The 15321-nt window shown below is 60.5% G+C and carries 18 protein-coding genes and 1 tRNA gene; 9 read left to right on the forward strand and 10 right to left on the reverse strand.

Annotated features, from left to right (window positions below):
• Position 1: 1 nt before the first annotated feature.
• The 3 genes from ACR0JC_RS10235 to ACR0JC_RS10245 are packed head-to-tail and all read left to right on the forward strand — an operon-like array spanning position 2 to position 1429.
• Positions 2-616: an RNA polymerase sigma factor gene (locus ACR0JC_RS10235; RefSeq protein ID WP_170341032.1), complete on the forward strand. Its 615-nt coding sequence runs from the start codon at positions 2-4 to the stop codon at positions 614-616.
• Positions 609-962: a hypothetical protein gene (locus tag ACR0JC_RS10240; protein ID WP_254429904.1), complete on the forward strand. Its 354-nt coding sequence runs from the start codon at positions 609-611 to the stop codon at positions 960-962. Before ACR0JC_RS10235 ends, ACR0JC_RS10240 begins: the two co-directional genes overlap by 8 nt.
• Positions 959-1429, forward strand: coding sequence for a periplasmic heavy metal sensor (locus ACR0JC_RS10245; protein ID WP_170341035.1), 471 nt, complete (start codon positions 959-961; stop codon positions 1427-1429). Before ACR0JC_RS10240 ends, ACR0JC_RS10245 begins: the two co-directional genes overlap by 4 nt.
• Positions 1430-1434: 5 nt before the next feature.
• Here the strand turns inward: ACR0JC_RS10245 and ACR0JC_RS10250 are convergent, their stop codons facing one another.
• Positions 1435-2835, reverse strand: a complete 1401-nt coding sequence (locus ACR0JC_RS10250) for a diguanylate cyclase (protein ID WP_170341037.1) — start codon at positions 2833-2835, stop codon at positions 1435-1437.
• A gap of 88 nt (positions 2836-2923) precedes the next feature.
• On the opposite strand from ACR0JC_RS10250, the gene ACR0JC_RS10255 reads away from it, so the two are divergent.
• From ACR0JC_RS10255 to ACR0JC_RS10275, 5 genes are all read left to right on the forward strand, one after another.
• Entirely contained in the window at positions 2924-3208 is a 285-nt protein-coding gene (locus tag ACR0JC_RS10255; RefSeq protein WP_093964931.1) for a DUF3572 domain-containing protein, read from the forward strand.
• A gap of 26 nt (positions 3209-3234) precedes the next feature.
• Positions 3235-3927: an HAD family hydrolase gene (locus ACR0JC_RS10260; RefSeq protein WP_170341039.1), complete on the forward strand. Its 693-nt coding sequence runs from the start codon at positions 3235-3237 to the stop codon at positions 3925-3927.
• Positions 3928-4046: 119 nt separating this feature from the next.
• Positions 4047-5606, forward strand: coding sequence for a trimethylamine methyltransferase family protein (locus ACR0JC_RS10265; RefSeq protein ID WP_170341042.1), 1560 nt, complete (start codon positions 4047-4049; stop codon positions 5604-5606).
• Positions 5607-5751: 145 nt separating this feature from the next.
• A complete protein-coding gene (locus ACR0JC_RS10270) occupies positions 5752-6336 on the forward strand; it encodes a heme NO-binding domain-containing protein (protein WP_170341044.1) in 585 nt (194 codons plus the stop codon).
• Positions 6336-7328, forward strand: a complete 993-nt coding sequence (locus ACR0JC_RS10275) for a GGDEF domain-containing protein (protein WP_170341046.1) — start codon at positions 6336-6338, stop codon at positions 7326-7328. The genes ACR0JC_RS10270 and ACR0JC_RS10275 overlap by 1 nt, the downstream gene beginning before the upstream one ends.
• Positions 7329-7357: 29 nt before the next feature.
• Here the strand turns inward: ACR0JC_RS10275 and ACR0JC_RS10280 are convergent, their stop codons facing one another.
• The 8 genes from ACR0JC_RS10280 to ACR0JC_RS10315 all read right to left on the reverse strand — a co-directional run bounded on the left by ACR0JC_RS10280 (position 7358) and on the right by ACR0JC_RS10315 (position 14752).
• On the reverse strand, positions 7358-8053 hold the full coding sequence (locus ACR0JC_RS10280) for a CbiX/SirB N-terminal domain-containing protein (RefSeq protein WP_170341048.1): 696 nt from the start codon (positions 8051-8053) through the stop codon (positions 7358-7360).
• 63 nt (positions 8054-8116) lie between these two features.
• Positions 8117-9049 (reverse strand): AEC family transporter, encoded by a 933-nt coding sequence (locus ACR0JC_RS10285; RefSeq protein ID WP_170341050.1) that lies wholly within the window; start codon positions 9047-9049, stop codon positions 8117-8119.
• 61 nt (positions 9050-9110) lie between these two features.
• Complete coding sequence (locus ACR0JC_RS10290) at positions 9111-9908, reverse strand: MBL fold metallo-hydrolase (protein ID WP_170341052.1); 798 nt, start codon at positions 9906-9908, stop codon at positions 9111-9113.
• On the reverse strand, positions 9905-10720 hold the full coding sequence (locus ACR0JC_RS10295; RefSeq protein ID WP_170341054.1) for a TatD family hydrolase: 816 nt from the start codon (positions 10718-10720) through the stop codon (positions 9905-9907). Before ACR0JC_RS10295 ends, ACR0JC_RS10290 begins: the two co-directional genes overlap by 4 nt.
• Complete coding sequence (locus tag ACR0JC_RS10300) at positions 10717-11838, reverse strand: DNA polymerase III subunit delta' (protein WP_170341056.1); 1122 nt, start codon at positions 11836-11838, stop codon at positions 10717-10719. Before ACR0JC_RS10300 ends, ACR0JC_RS10295 begins: the two co-directional genes overlap by 4 nt.
• A gap of 7 nt (positions 11839-11845) precedes the next feature.
• Positions 11846-12472: a dTMP kinase gene (gene tmk / locus ACR0JC_RS10305; RefSeq protein ID WP_170341058.1), complete on the reverse strand. Its 627-nt coding sequence runs from the start codon at positions 12470-12472 to the stop codon at positions 11846-11848.
• Positions 12469-13635: a D-alanyl-D-alanine carboxypeptidase family protein gene (locus ACR0JC_RS10310; RefSeq protein WP_170341060.1), complete on the reverse strand. Its 1167-nt coding sequence runs from the start codon at positions 13633-13635 to the stop codon at positions 12469-12471. The genes tmk and ACR0JC_RS10310 overlap by 4 nt, the downstream gene beginning before the upstream one ends.
• Positions 13636-13648: 13 nt before the next feature.
• Entirely contained in the window at positions 13649-14752 is a 1104-nt protein-coding gene (locus tag ACR0JC_RS10315; protein WP_254430758.1) for an SPOR domain-containing protein, read from the reverse strand.
• A 265-nt stretch (positions 14753-15017) separates the two neighbouring features.
• Between ACR0JC_RS10315 and ACR0JC_RS10320 the strand changes: the two genes are divergently transcribed.
• Positions 15018-15107: transfer RNA gene (locus tag ACR0JC_RS10320), tRNA-Ser, on the forward strand.
• A 1-nt stretch (position 15108) separates the two neighbouring features.
• On the opposite strand, the gene ACR0JC_RS10325 is transcribed toward ACR0JC_RS10320, so the two are convergent.
• The coding region (locus ACR0JC_RS10325) for a hypothetical protein (protein WP_480763890.1) at positions 15109-15321 on the reverse strand (213 nt) is incomplete at its 5' end.

Below are 15321 nucleotides of genomic sequence, written 5' to 3' on the forward strand. Positions count from 1 at the left end.
GATGAAGGACGTGCCGTCCTCTGCGCACACTGTCCGCGGCGACACGGTCGCCGCGGATGCCTGCAGCGACGACGTGTTGCTGAAGCGGTTTGCCGCCGGCGACGCCCTGGCGGCACGCCTGCTGACCGATCGGTTGGGGCCGCGGTGCTATTCGGTTGCTCTGCGCATGTTGAACAACACGGCAGAGGCCGAAGACGTAACCCAGGAAGCGATGCTTCGGCTGTGGAAAGTGGCGGCGGATTGGGTTCCGGGGCAGGCCAAGATCTCGACCTGGTTGTACCGCGTGGTCTTGAACCTGTGTGTCGATCTGCGGCGGAAGAAAACGGCAGGCACATTGGACGATGTGCCAGAGCCTGAGGACGACCAGCCCAGTGTCGTGGACCGAATGCAGCAAAACGCCCGCGTGGATGCGTTGCAAGCGGCCTTGGCACAATTGCCGGAACGGCAGCGCGAAGCTGTCATTCTCAGGCATATCGAGGAGTTGTCCAATCCGGAAATCGCGGGAATCATGAGGATTTCCGTAGAAGCGGTAGAAAGTCTTGTTGCCCGCGGAAAGCGGTCGTTGACGGCCATACTGTCAGGCCGTCAGGAAGAGTTGGGGTATGACCATGTCTGACCAAGATACAGAACTGGATCTTTTGTTTGCCGAGGCACGGCAGGCACATGTTGATCTGCCCGACGATTTGGCCGTTCGTATCCTGACGGATGCCGAGGCCATCCGGCTTGCGGCGACAAAAACAGCGAAACCCAAGTCACAGGGGTTTTTGGGCAATCTCGTTGCCGGTCTCGGGGGCTGGCAGGCGCTCAGTGGGCTTGCGGCGGCCAGCGTGGTTGGCGCATGGGTCGGTTTTGCCGCGCCGTCCTTTCTGCCGGACCCGGCAAATTACATAATGACCCAGGATGCATCCTACATGGTCGCCAATCTCGGTCTCGAGGCCGCGTTTCTGGAGGAAGCGGAATGAATGAAGACGTTAAACCCCCAAGGCGCTGGGTGCCTGTGCTATTGGTGGTATCCCTTGGCCTGAACCTGCTGGTCGCCGGGGTGATCATCGGGACTGCGCTGCGGTTTCACGGTGTGCGGGACGATGTTCCTCCCGGATTTGGGCCTGCCCTGTACCGCGCTCTTCCTGATCCGGAACGCAAGGCGTTGAGAGGCGATCTGGCTGACAAGCATCGGCGCGGGGCCGAGAAAAGGTCTCGTGATTTCAAGGCGCTTGGCAAGGCGCTGCGGGCCATTCCGTTCGACCGCGATGAAGTCCAGAACCTGCTGGAAGAACAAGCCCGGGCGAATGACGAAATCCAAGCAGCACTGCAAGAGCAGTGGCTGGCTCGGGTTTCGGCCATGTCCGACGAAGAACGAAAAGCTTATGCCGACCGCTTGGAAGACGTGTTGAAGCGGCGCCCGGATCCCAAGAAACGCAAGGACTGACCCGCTTAGGCCGCGTTCTGTTTCATCCACACCTGGTTCCGGCCGGCCTGTTTGGCCGCATAAAGCGCCTTGTCCGCGCATTTGATCAGGCTTTCGGCCGACAGTGAGCCATCCGGAGGTGGGGAGAAGGGTGGCTCGCACACCTTCAGCCCGATGCTGACCGTCACCGGAAGCCGGGCAGGAATGTCCGGCAGGACGATCGGTACGCTGCTGACGCCGCTGCAGATTTCGGCCGCCTTCCTGAGCGCCTTTTCGCGGGTCGCGTTTGGCAGTCCGAACAGGAATTCCTCTCCTCCGATGCGAGCGAGGAAACCGTCTGGTCCGAAAGCGCGCTTCATCCGTTTTCCGGCCTCGACCAGAACCCTGTCACCGGCACTGTGGCCGTAACGGTCATTGATGGATTTGAAATGGTCCAGGTCGGCCAGCATGATCGCAAATCCCCGCTGTTTGTGCACTGAACTGTGCAGCAATTGGTCCATCGCGGTCTGTGCGAAACGACGGTTGTTCAGGCCGGTCAGCGTGTCGATCCACGATTCCTCAAGCCCACGGCGCAACGAGTCGCGCATTTGCTCGTCATGCGCCTTACGTGCAATCAACGCCTCGACCCGAAGCGATACTTCGTCAGGGCAGAACCCTCCGAGGCAAATTGCATCGGCGCCACGATCCAAGGCCTCGGCGGCAAGAGTGGCGTTGTCATCGGGAATGATTCCGATCAGAGCGGTCCGCCGGGTGCCGGTGCGGGATTTGAGGTCGGCCAACATGTTCAGGCCGGATGGATCGCTGTTCAGTTCGACAACTATCGCGTCAGGTATGGTGCCAGACAAGACGCCGCTAAGGTTGGGCAGGGTATGGCTGCACACCGAATGCTGCGTTCGTCCGTTCAGGGCCTTGTGCCACAGCGTGCGAGTACGTGCGGTGTGGGCCAAGACGGCGATCTGACCATGCCGCGCGGGCGTGATCATTGCTGCGGGGGCTTCGGCAAATCCCACGGATTGAGGGTTGCCACTGTTCTTCAGATCCTGAGTTTCCGCACGGGCGCGCAGCAGGCTTCGCACACGCGCCAGCAACAGCGTATCTTTGAACGGATAGGCCAGAACGTCATCCAGCCCCTCGGACAGGTTCCGCAGCCGGGCGGTCCGATCGTTCTGAGGCGCAATCGCGACCACAGGGACATCCTGCAGGGCCGGAACGGACAGCATCAGTCTTTTGACGTCGCCTGCGTCTCCGTCGGGTAGTGTCTGGGCCGTCAGCACCAGATCCGGCCGGGTCCGCCGCAGCAACGCCCCAAGACCAGCCAGCTTCTCGCCCTGCACGACATGATACCACGCCGCCGTCAGCTGCACCTTCAGCATGATGCGATTGGTCGAGACCCCGTCGAGGACAAGGATGGTTCCCTGCACGGACATTGTTTTCACCGTAGATTGCATGCCTTGCCAAAGTGTTTATGAGTCTGGTTAACAAACCCTTTCCAAATCTTCGAACCGGGGCCTGATCATGCCGATCTCTGCCGAATTCGCCGAAACTCTGGCCTTGAAAGCGCTTGGGTGGCTTGTTGGGAACGATGAATTGTTGCCTGTTTTCCTTGGTTCGACCGGCGCGTCGACGGATGACCTGAGGGACCGCGCCACAGAGCCCGAGTTTCTTGCTTCGGTGCTGGAATTTCTGATGCTTGACGATTCGTGGGTGTTGGCCTTTTGTGACGCAAACGCTGTCCCCTACGATCAACCGGCCCAGGCCCGAAGCGTCCTGTCAGGCGGCGCGGATGTTCATTGGACCTGAACGGGTCCGCGCAGGAGCAAGAATGCATGTCGATTGATGCGCTGGTTTTTGACAAGGACGGAACCCTGTTTGATTTCGCCGCCACGTGGGGGGCGTTCGGCAAGGCGGTGCTGCTGCGTCTGAGCGAGGGCGACAATGCGCGTGCGTCCCTGCTTGGAAAGAGCATTGGCTTTGACTTCGCGACAGAGACCTATTCCGAGGACAGTATCGTGATCGCTGGCACCGTCGACGAGGTCGCAGACGCCTTGTTCCCAGACCTTGACGGCTGGTCCCGCGAGGATCTGGTTCAGACCTTGAATGCGGCTTCTGCCCATGCGCCTCAGGTCGAGGCCGTTGCGCTTGCACCTTTCCTGCAATCCCTGAAAGACGCCGGCAAGAAGCTGGGTGTTGCGACCAATGACGGCGAGATGCCGGCGAAACGGCACCTGGCCTCGGTCGGAATCGAGACCTATTTCGATTTCATTGCGGGGTATGACAGTGGCCACGGGTTCAAGCCTGGGCCCGGCCAGTTGTTGGCTTTTGCCCAACATGTTGGCGTCCCACCGGACCGGATCGCCATGGTCGGCGACAGTCTGCACGATCTGGAGGCCGGTCGCGCCGCCGGCATGACCACGATCGGTGTTCTGACTGGATTGGCAAAGGTTGAGGATCTTGCACCGATGGCTGATGTCGTTCTTCCCGATATCAGCCACATCCCCGGCTGGCTGAACCTTCGTTAAAGCGCCTTGCCTGAAAATCGGCGGTTCATGAGTTGAAACCGACCTTGGCTGTCGCAGACAGAGCGGCCAGAGGCCGGACTTCGGGTCTTGTTTGAGAGTAACAAACGCCGGAGGAACAGATGGCCGACACGAATACTCGCAAGCGCAGGGGTGGTGGACGCGCAGGCGCTGCAGCGCGCCGCGGTGCGGCAGTCATCGACCAGATGCCATGGAATCCGCCTATCAACATCGACCGGCCAACCGAACCGTTGGGCCCCGAGGGCGTCGAAGCCATCCATGACGGTGCCATGCGTATTCTCGAGGAAATCGGCATCGAGTTCTACAACCAAGAAGCCTTGGAGATCCTGCGTGAGGCCGGATGCATCGTCAATGGCGACAACGTGCGCATGGGCCGTGACTTCGTCATGGAAATGGTCGCCAAGGCGCCGTCGACCTTTACCATCACGCCGCGCAACCCGAACCACACGATCGAGATCGGCGGCAAGACGATGTTGTTCGGAAATGTCTCGTCACCGCCGAACTACTGGGACATGGAGATCAGCAAGAAGGTTCCCGGCAACCGGGAAATGTGCCGGAACCTGTTGAAGCTGACGCAGTATTTCAACTGCATCCACTTTGCCGGAGGCTACCCGGTCGAGCCGGTTGACCTGCACGCCAGCGTCCGGCACCTGGATGTCCTGTATGACAAACTCACGCTCACGGACAAGGCGATGCATGCCTATTCGCTGGGCAAAGAGCGCGTCGAGGACGTCATGGAAATGGTGCGCATCGCAGGCGGTCTCAGCCACGAGGAATTCGAGGCGTCGCCGCGCATGTACACCAACATCAACTCGACCTCGCCTCTGAAACACGATCACCCGATGATCGACGGGTGCCTGCGGCTGGCCCGGCGGGGGCAGGCCATCGTCGTCACGCCGTTCACTTTGGCGGGGGCGATGGCCCCGGTGACGATGGCCGGGGCCGTTGCGCAGTCGTTGGCCGAGGCGCTGTGTGCGATTGCCTTGTTCCAGTACGTACGGCCCGGCATCCCATGTGTCATCGGGACATTCACCTCGAATGTCGACATGAAGTCCGGTGCGCCGGCGTTTGGCACGCCTGAATACATCCGGTCGACCCAGATGACCGGCCAGATGGCGCGATTCTATGGGCTGCCCTTGCGCTCGTCCGGTGTCTGCGCGGCCAATGTGCCGGACGGTCAGGCCGTCTGGGAGACGTCGAATTCACTCTGGGCGGCGGTGCAGTCGGGGACCAACATGGTCTATCACGCGGCCGGATGGCTGGAGGGCGGCCTGATCGCGAGCCCGGAGAAGTTCATTATGGACTGCGAGATATTGCAGCAAATCCAAAGATATATGCAGCCTGAGATCTGCGCCACAGGCCCAGACGAAATCGCACTGGAAGCCATCCGCGCGGTCGGGAACGATGGGCACTTCTTTGGCATCCAACACACGCAGGATCGCTATACCACCGCGTTCTATCAACCCTTCCTGAGCGATTGGAAAAACTACGAGGGTTGGGAAGTCGCGGGCGGAATCTGGACAGCCGAACGGGCGCATCTGATGTTCAAGGAGATCATCAACAGCTTTGAGGCTCCGCCCATAGATGAGGCGATCCGAGAGGAACTGGCTGACTTCGTCGCACGTCGCAAAGCCGAAGGGGGCGCGCCGACCGATTTCTGATAGCACCCCACCGGGCAGGCAGCCGGAACGGCAGGATGTCTCAGCCTGAGATTTTCGTGAATTTTCCGCATCTTGAACTGCCGCATTTGGCCTTTGTTAAGATCTTTGAGGTGGGATCGGGAATGAAACCTTTTTGAGGGCATTCATGCACGGATTGATCAACAGGGCCGTTCAATCGTTTGTATGCGCGACCTATGGGCGTGAGCGCTGGCTTCGGGCGACCGAGGCCGCTGAACTTGGGTTCGCCGAGTTCGAAGCGATGCTCGTCTACGACCGGGAAAAGTCATATCGCCTGCTGGACGTGGTCTGCGATCAATTGAACCGTTCGCGGGACGAGTTTCTGGAGGACCTCGGAACCTATCTGGTCTCACACCCCAACATGGAAGGATTGCGGCGGCTTCTGCGCTTTGGCGGCGTTACCTATGTCGAGTTTCTGCAGTCTTTGGATGATCTGGCCGACCGGGTCAAACTGGCGGTCTCTGACCTTGAATTGCCTCCCCTGGAACTGCGGGAGTGCTCGCCCACCGAATTCGAACTGCGCTGCCATCGCGGGCTGGATGGGTATGCCAATGTCATGATCGGGATTTTGCGAGCAATGGCAGACGATTATGGCGCGCTCGTGATTCTGACGCATGCCGGACAGAGGGGCGGGGTGGACGTCATCTCGATGGTTCTGGTCGAAAGCGCCTTTGCCGAGGGTCGTCACTTTGATCTGGGGGCGCGGAACTGATGATGGATCTGGATCAACTGGGCAGGATGTTGGAGACGTTGTGCCCGATGTTCACCTTGGTGGATCAAAATGGGCGTATCCTTCAGGTCGGGCCGACACTGCAAAAACTGCGCCCGGACCAGCCGATGGTCGGCAGCGGTTTTCTGGAAATTTTTGAACTGGTAAGGCCCAGAACTGTAACGACTCTGCCGGCGTTGATGGCGACGGCAGGTACCAAGCTTCATCTCAAGCTTCACGATGAACCGCGCACAGCATTGAAGGGTTTGGTGGCACCGCTACCTGACGATGCAGGCGCGGTTATCAACCTGTCCTTCGGGATCTCGATCCTGGACGCTGTACGGGACTATGCACTGACAAGTGCGGATTTCTCGGGAACCGACCTCGCGATTGAATTGCTCTACCTGGTCGAGGCCAAGTCTGCGGCGATGGAGGCTTCGAGGTCGTTGAACCTGCGGCTTCAGGGGGCAATGCTTGCGGCCGAGGAACAGGCCTATACGGATACTCTGACCGGCCTCAAGAACCGGCGCGCGATGGACCACATTCTCGAGCATTTGGTTTCAACGAAATCCACTTTTGCGTTGATGCATCTGGACCTGGATTTCTTCAAAGCCGTGAACGACGAATTGGGGCATGCCGCGGGCGACTATGTGCTGTCCCAGGCCGCCCGGATCATGCTGGAAGAAACACGCAGCGACGACACCGTCGCCCGGATCGGCGGCGATGAATTTGTTCTGATATTCAAAAGCCTGTCGAGCAGGGCTCAACTTGAACGGATCGCCAATCGCCTGATTGGCCGCCTTCAGAAACCGATGGTTTTCGAGGGCGAGACCTGCGCGATTTCGGCGAGCATCGGGACCGCCCTCACGTCACAGTTTTTGTCCCCGAAACCGGCTGAGATTCTGCACGCGGCAGATTTGGCCCTGTACGAGGCAAAGCGAAACGGTCGGTCGTGCCATCGCTTCTATTCCGAAGAGGCGCGGGCACCGGAGTAGACCGGTACGTCGATGGGCTGGTTGCTTGACTACTCAGCGAAAGCCCCGTCCAATGTCCGCGCGATGTGCGACTGGATTTCATCCAACTCGCCGACCACAGGCAGCACCGGGCCACGAAATGCGGCCTTGCCCAGCTCGGCGGGAATATCATCCAACACGTGGCCCCCGGTGCAGGCAAAGAACGGCAGGCAGATCGCATGATCCCCGGTCATTTGGGCGGCGTCACTGATCGATGGGGGTTCTTCGACAAATCCACAGCGGATTGATTTCAGTGATATCAACCCGGCCAAACGGTCAGCGAATTCGTGGGTGACGGCTGCCGGGTTGCGGCTGCGGCCTGAGCCGTGTGCGGCAATAAGCAGATCCGTGGACGTGGTGCTCCAACCTAGCTCGTCGATCAAGGGTTGCAGGGCGCGCGCCACCAGGTTGGGTAGCTGCGGGTCAACGCCCAACGGGTCGAGTTGCCGAACTGCGCGCCCTTCAAGGCGCTTGGGAAGCGCAGAAGTCACGAACCATCCTTTCGCCATGAACAATGGATAAATCGCGCTGCCGTCCGGAATGTCATCAAGGACCTTTTCCAACGCGCCTGGCGCGGCGAGGGTCGCCGATCTGACTGTGACTCTATCCGTAAGTTGATCGATCCGAGCGGCCAGTATGGCCAGAGATGCCTCGGCCGGACCTGGGTCGGAGGGTTGGCCATGCGCTACGATGACGGCAGTCGGCATGCTGGGGCTTCCTTGTTCTGTTTCGGGATAGGTGTGGCGCCCTCCCGCAAAGTCAATTCGTCTTTATCCGAGCAACGTCAACCACATCCATACCGTAAGAATGGACACGCCTGTGCCAATCAACACCGAAGAGGCGGCAACTCGTTTGGCCCGGCCATACATGTTGGCGAAGATGTATGCGTTGAAACCGGGCGCCATCGCCGCGTTCAGAACGCCCGAGCGGAAAAGATCTTGGGGCAGGGCGGTCGCTGTACCGAACAACCAGACCAGGCTTGGATGCAGAACAAGTGAAACGCAGCAAACATAACCGATTGTCCGCAGGTCACCTTCGGGCTTGTACTTGACCAGAACTCCACCCAGGGCGAATAGGGCGCCGGGCAGTGCTGCACGGGTCACCAGGCTCAGGGCCTCGTCTGCCACAGCCGGAATGCCGACGCCCGTGAGATTGACGATGAAGCCCAGAGCGATACCCAGGATCAGTGCGTTCTTGAACATTGCCGAAAGCACCGATCGGGCCATGCGCATACCGCCATTGCCTCGGTTGCGGATGACCTCCATCACGGTAATGCCGACGCAGTAGCAGAACGGCGAGTGGAACGCGATGATCGCATAGTTTCCGGTCAGGTTGTCGGGTCCATAGGCGCGTTCGGTGATCGGCAGGCCCAGCAGGACCGAGTTCGAAAACAGGCAGCAGAACCCGATTGCGACGCAGTCTTCCCATTCGCGCTTGAATATCAGACGAGCGCCGAAAACCCCTGCAAGGAAACACAGCGCTGCGGCGGTATAGAAACTGCCCAGAAGGCGCGGGTCAAAGCTGGCGCTCAGGTCCAGATGGGCGATGGCCAGAAACAGCAGGCAGGGGATCGCGAACCCTTGCGTGAACTTCATCAGCCCATCGATGTGAACTTCTTTGAAATAGCCCGTCAGCGTCGAGACATAACCAGCCCCAATCACAAGAAAGACCGGAAGGATGACGTCGATCAGGCTTTGCAACATGTCACGACCTCAATCCAGGCTGTTCGGTCAGAGCTGGGGGAAGCGCGTGCAATCCGATGTCCTACAATGGCTGCCGGATCACCATGCCGTCATAGGCAGGCTCGACATGGTCCGGGGTCTCGGCATCGACGGCTGCATAGTCCAGATCGATGTGCATATTGGTCAGGACCGCCCGAGCCGGCTTTAGCTGTTCGATCCAGCCAAGGGTCTTTTCCAGGTGGGCATGGGTCGGATGTGGGTTCCGGCGCAGCGCGTCGATCACGAGGCAGTCCAATCCCTGAAGCTCGGGCCAGGCATCATCGTAGATTTCCGCAACATCAGGCAGATAGGCCAGGTTGTTCATACGAAAACCAAGCGCATCGATCGATCCGTGGTTCACCTTGAACGGGCGAAACGGGATTGATCCTCCCGGGCCGTCTATCTCGAACGGGCCGTCAATTGTCTTCAGGTCGAGTATCGGTGGATAGGGCGAGCCTTCGGGTTGAATGAACGCGTAGCCGAACCGCCCCAGCAAAGCGTTTTGCGTGTCGCCATCCGCCCAAACGGGCACCCGCGCGCGCATGTTGAAAACGATCATGCGTAGGTCGTCGATGCCGTGGACATGATCGGCATGCGAGTGTGTGTAGACAACGGCGTCGAGGCGTCCGGTTCCGGTGTCCAGCAGTTGGCTGCGCATGTCCGGGGTCGTGTCGATCAGAACCGAGGTCGTGCCGTCCGGCCCGTCCCGTTCAACCAGCATCGAGCACCGGCGGCGGATATTGCGCGGATTTTGCGGGTCACAATCTCCCCAATGCCCACCCAACCGGGGGACACCGCCAGAGGAGCCACAGCCCAGGATCGTGAACCGCAGCATGCTCATGCGGCAACCGGGTAGGCGGCCGCCTTCGCAAACAGTCGATCAAAATTCGCTTGGGTCTGCGCGGCGAAATCCGGGTAGTCCATGCCAAACAGTTCGGCGCCGACCCGGGCGGTGAAAGCGGTATAGCCGGGCTCGTTCCGCTTGCCCCGGTGCGGCGGCGGGGCCAGGTATGGTGCGTCGGTCTCTATCAGAATTCGATCGACAGGCGCTGCCGCAAAGATATCCCTCAGCTCTTGGCTTTTTGGAAAGGCCGCGATGCCGGACATGGAGAGGTAGAACCCCAAATCCAACGCTGCCCGTGCCAGTTCGGCCGAAGACGAGAAGCAATGCATCACACAGGAGTAAGGTGCGTTCCGAAACTCGTCCTGCAGGATCGCCGCCATGTCCTCGTCGGCTGCACGGGCGTGAATGATCAGCGGCAGGCCTGTACTTTGGGCGGCCTGAATGTGAACCCTCAACGAGCGTTTTTGTATTTCGGCGCTGTCGGCGGTGTAGTGATAATCCAGCCCGGTTTCGCCAATGCCGACAAATTTCGGATGTCGGGACAATGCGACGAGTTCGTCGACGCTCGCCAGCGGCTCTTCGGACGCGCTCATGGGGTGGGTGCCCGCAGCGTAGAAAACCGGGGCATATCTTTCCGCGATCGCGCGCACGGTCGGCTCATTGCGCAGACGTGTGCAGATCGTCACCATGCGTGTCACGCCCGCTTCGGCGGCACGAGCGATGATTGCGTCCAACTGGCCGTCGAAATCCGGGAAATCCAGATGGCAATGGCTGTCAGTGATTGCGGGAGGTTGGGGCGTGTCGCTCATCTGCTCGGACCGGCGGTTTCCTGAATCTTGAACACCGTATCTAGGACGACGGCGAAAGGGTCAAGGTTCACCGCCTGCCCGTGCCGCGCACGGGCCGTGATGATGGATGCGGCCTCGGCCCAGCCCAAGGCTTGTGGGCGCGAGGATGACAGGCGCAACAGAACTTCGGCTTCGTTTGGCGCAGCTTCGGGCTGCGGAGGCGCGCCGGTCGCACCTGTCAGAGCAAGGCGAGAAAGGGCGATGTCAATCAGATTCAAAAGCAGGTCATAGCGCTCGGCTGCTCCGCGCTGCGCGGCCGCTTCGGCCAAAGCCAGCGCGCGCTGGCGGTCGAGGCGGGGCAGGGTGCCAAGTATCTGGATCAGCTCGGCATAGATCTCCATCCCGCCCAGATTGATCAGCCGTACCGCGTCGCCTACGGAACCGGCGGCCAAAGCCGCGAGGTGATCGGATTGCGGAGGCAATTCGGCCCCGGTCTGTGCCAGCGCCGATTTCATGTCCTCCGGCGACAGCGGTGACAGGCGCAGGGTACGGCACCGCGAGCGGATCGTCGGCAACAGCCGTGACGGCTGATGCGAAACCAGCAGCAGTGTCGTGCGGGCAGGGGGCTCTTCGAGCATTTTCAACAACGCGTTTGCGGCGCTGACATTCATTTCGTCTGCCGCGTCCACGATAACCACGCGGCGCCCGCCGTCCGCTGAACTGAGGCCGAAGAAGCGCCCCAGTTTTCGGATGTCATCGACAACGATCTCGTTGCGCAGGCGGCCCTGATCATTCAGGGATCTGGTGATTGCGGCCAGACCGGGTTCGGCCCCGGCCAGCATCCTTGCTGCAACCGGGTGGTCCGGCGCGATGTCGAGTGTCGTCGGAGCCACGGGCGCACCGAACAGCCCGTCATCCTGTAGCGGCGGCGTGGCCAGCAGAAACCGCGCGATGCGCCATGCCAGGGTCGCTTTGCCCACGCCACGAGGGCCGGTCAGAAGCCACGCGTGATGCAGCCGGTCAGACGCAAAGGCGGTCAGGAAGGCTTGCTCGGCCGCATCCTGCCCAAACAGTCTGCGTGTCTCGCGCGGGTGAAGCGCGCCGGGCGCCTGGTCCGGTGTGGGTGTGTCGTCGCTCATTCGTGAATTACCGCAGAACCTTCAGGACGGTTTCTCTCACATCCACGGCCACGCTGTCCACGTCGCGATTGCCATCGATCACACGGAACCGGTCCTTGAACTCGTCCGCCAGCGCAAGGAAACCCGAGCGCATACGTTTTTGAAGGGCCGGGCCAAAATCCTCGAACCGTTCTTCGGTGCCTTGCCGGCCTTTGGCGCGGGAGAGCCCGATTTCCGGATCCATATCGATCAGCAAGGTCAGATCTGGCTCGCGGCCGATCATCAGGCCGTGGAGTTGGTCCACCAACGCGCGCAGATCTCCGCGCGACAGGCCCTGATACATTCGGGTGCTGTCGGCGAACCTATCGCAAATCACGATCTTACCCGCATTCAAGGCCGGTTCGATCGTGCGCTCCAAATGATCGCGTCGTGCGGCCGTGAACAGAAGAATTTCGGTTTCCGCCGACCACCTGTCGGGGTCGCCTTCCAGGACCAACCGGCGAATTTCCTCGGCCCCGGGCGAACCGCCCGGTTCGCGCGTCAGAACAACGTCATGTCCGGCCGCCTCGAGGCTTTCGGCCAGCCTGCGGGCCTGCGTGGACTTGCCCGAACCGTCGATCCCCTCGAATGTCAGGAACAGACCGCGCGGGCTCACATCGACTCCAGTGGGGTATTGATCATGTCTTTCAGGACGATGCCGCCCACGGTCATCAGCCGCACCAAAAACCCGCCCATCGCCACATCCTCGGCCGCGACAAGGGGGCGCCGGATTTCGGGCAAACCTTCGGGTTGTATCACAAGTTCGGCCAGTTGTTGGCCCTTGGCGATCGGAGCGTTGATCGGGCCTTGATACACGACTTCGGCCTGCACGTTCTGATCGCCCAGAACGGGAAACAGAAGGGTGAGGTCACCGCCGGGCACAAGCCCAACCGTCTTTTGCGCGCCCATCCACACTTTGGCCTGTGCTATCGGCGTTTCGGCGTTGGCAACTGTCCTCTCGATAAAATTTCGAAACGACCAGTTAACCACGGCCTCAGCCTCCTCTGCCCGGCGAGAGATGCTGTCGAGCCCGGAAAGAACGAAGACCACCCGGCGATCGCCTTGCTTGGCCGAACCGACAAGGCCATAGCCCGCCTCTTGCGTGTGGCCGGTCTTCAGGCCATCGGCACCGATATCCAGTTTCAGCAGCGGATTGCGGTTGTTCACGTTCGACGGGGCACGGCCGTCGAATTCGAAGGTTTCCTCGGCAAACAGCGGATAGTATTCGGGAAAATCGGTGATCAGCCTGTCGGCCAGCACGGCCAGATCATGAACCGACATCATGTGACCTGCAGCAGGCCAGCCGTTCGAGTTGGTGAAGTTCGAGTGGTTCATGCCCATCTGCCTGGCGCGTTGGGTCATGTAGCGCGCAAAGCCGGCCTCGGTGCCGTCCGGGCTGAGCGCTTCGGCGATCACGACACAGGCGTCATTGCCAGACAGGACGATGATGCCCCGCAGCAGGTCCTCGACCCGGACCCGGTCCTGCGTGTTCAGGAACATGGTCGAGCCGCCATAGCTCATGGCATGTTCCGAGACCGGAAGCGTTTCATCCAGCGTCAGTCGACCGTCGCGAAGGGCTTCGAATGCCACGTAGAGCGTCATCAGCTTGGACATCGATGCCGGTGGAAGCGGTTCATCGGCATTCTTCGACAACAGCACAGTGCCTGTCGTCTGGTCGATCACATAAGCCGCGCGCGCGGACGTGTCGAAGGCGTGAACCGGCAGGGCCAGCAGGGCAAGGCCCGCGGCCAGAACAGCCGATTTGAGTGAGGTCAGCATTGGACCCTCCTGTTCAGTTCTTCACGATAAAGGCATCGGTAAAGCCCAGGTCTTTCATATCTCCGAGGATCGCTTTGCGTTCGGTGCGCGTCGTGGCAGGGCCGACCAATACACGCCAGACCGACTTGCCCGCCGACTCCAGTTCCAGAACTTCGGCCGCCAATCCGTTCGTGCGGACCTTTTCGGCCGCGGCTTTCGCATTCGCTTCAACCCCGAACGTTCCGATCTGAACATAGGGTTTGGTCAGGTTCGACGATGCGGCTGTGGCACTGGCCGCCGCAGCCGGCGTCGGCTCGGATGCGTCAATGGCGGCCGCTGCACCTGCGATCGGGTCCAATGGCGTCTCGGTAATTTCATTGGGATCTTTCTTCTGCCACCACTTGCGTTTTTTCTGGGCGGGTGGCGGTGCGACGACCGGATCCGTCAATGCAGCGGTCGCGGACGCATCTGCTGCTTCCTCAATTGCGGGCGCAGCTTCTTCGGCGGCGGCGCTTGCGGCCGCTCCGGCCGCGGCAGCACCGGCGACCACGGCACCGGTGTTTTCAGGTGTTTTTTTCTGCCACCATTTCCGCTTGGCCGGCTTTTCTTCGACATTTTCGTCGGGCCCGGCCGTTGTGACTTCTTCGGCTGCGGTTGCTTCGGCGGCGTCTGCAGTTTCTTCGGTCGGGGCTGCTTCGGGTTCCGGCGAAGACTCCGGCTCGATCGTTTCGCGGCGGAGTGCAACCACCTGCAGACGGGCAGGAGCGCCGGCAAGCATTCCCAGTTTTTCAGCCGCTGCCGAGGACACCTGAAGGGCCGGCCCGGGCAGGTTTCGTTCCCGGCGGAACAAGGCGCCCGTTACGGTCTTGTTGTTGCTTGTGTTTTTGATGGCGACCCGCTCGGGCTGAGACGCGCTGGGGTGTGCCACCCAGATGCCACCCAACGAAGGACGCCCATCCCATAGCCCAGCCTCGGTCACTTCGAAGACGTCCGGCGCTTCAACATCGCGCTGAGAGCCGCTGGCGACTTCGGGGAACAGTTCCGTGGTGTTGCTTTGGGTCTGCCCATCGTCACTGGCTGCCTCCGAGGAAGACTTGCCTGCGTTCAAAGCTTCGTCGCATCCCGTCAGCGCAGTCATTGCAACAACCAGCACCGCCAACGGCCGCGGTCCAAAGCGTGTCTCTGTCGCTCGCTTCATATTGTGTTATCCCTTGCCTGTAGGGCCTTTGCGTGGCTGGCCCCAACCGCGGTTCGACCGGTTCTTTTGCCGGCCTCCTGCAGTCATTGCGCAAATCATAACCTGCGGGTTGTTTCAAGGAAAGACCGCGGGTCCGGCTTCGGCAAGAAATCCCTCTTTTGGACTTGCCACCAACCGATGTTCGTCCTAGACCGCTGCCTGCGCCGGGGAGGTGGCAGAGTGGTCGAATGCGGCGGTCTTGAAAACCGTTGGGCGTGAGAGCGTCCCCAGGGTTCGAATCCCTGTCTCCCCGCCACTCATACCTGTCTCACTTCAGTTGTATTTTCTGATCCGGAATTGTTACGCAATTCCCGCGCGTTGGCGCATGCGCTTTCAATCAGAGACGAAGCAAACCGTACATTCAGAGGACAATTCAGGCGGGTCTTGTCAGAAGAACTTGTCTTGAGGCAGGCAGGACGGTTGCGTAGCTTTTGCCCATGACCAAACCTGCCTCTTTCAAGTACTTCAAA

The sequence above is a fragment of the Ruegeria sp. CH5 genome (genome assembly GCF_056537025.1).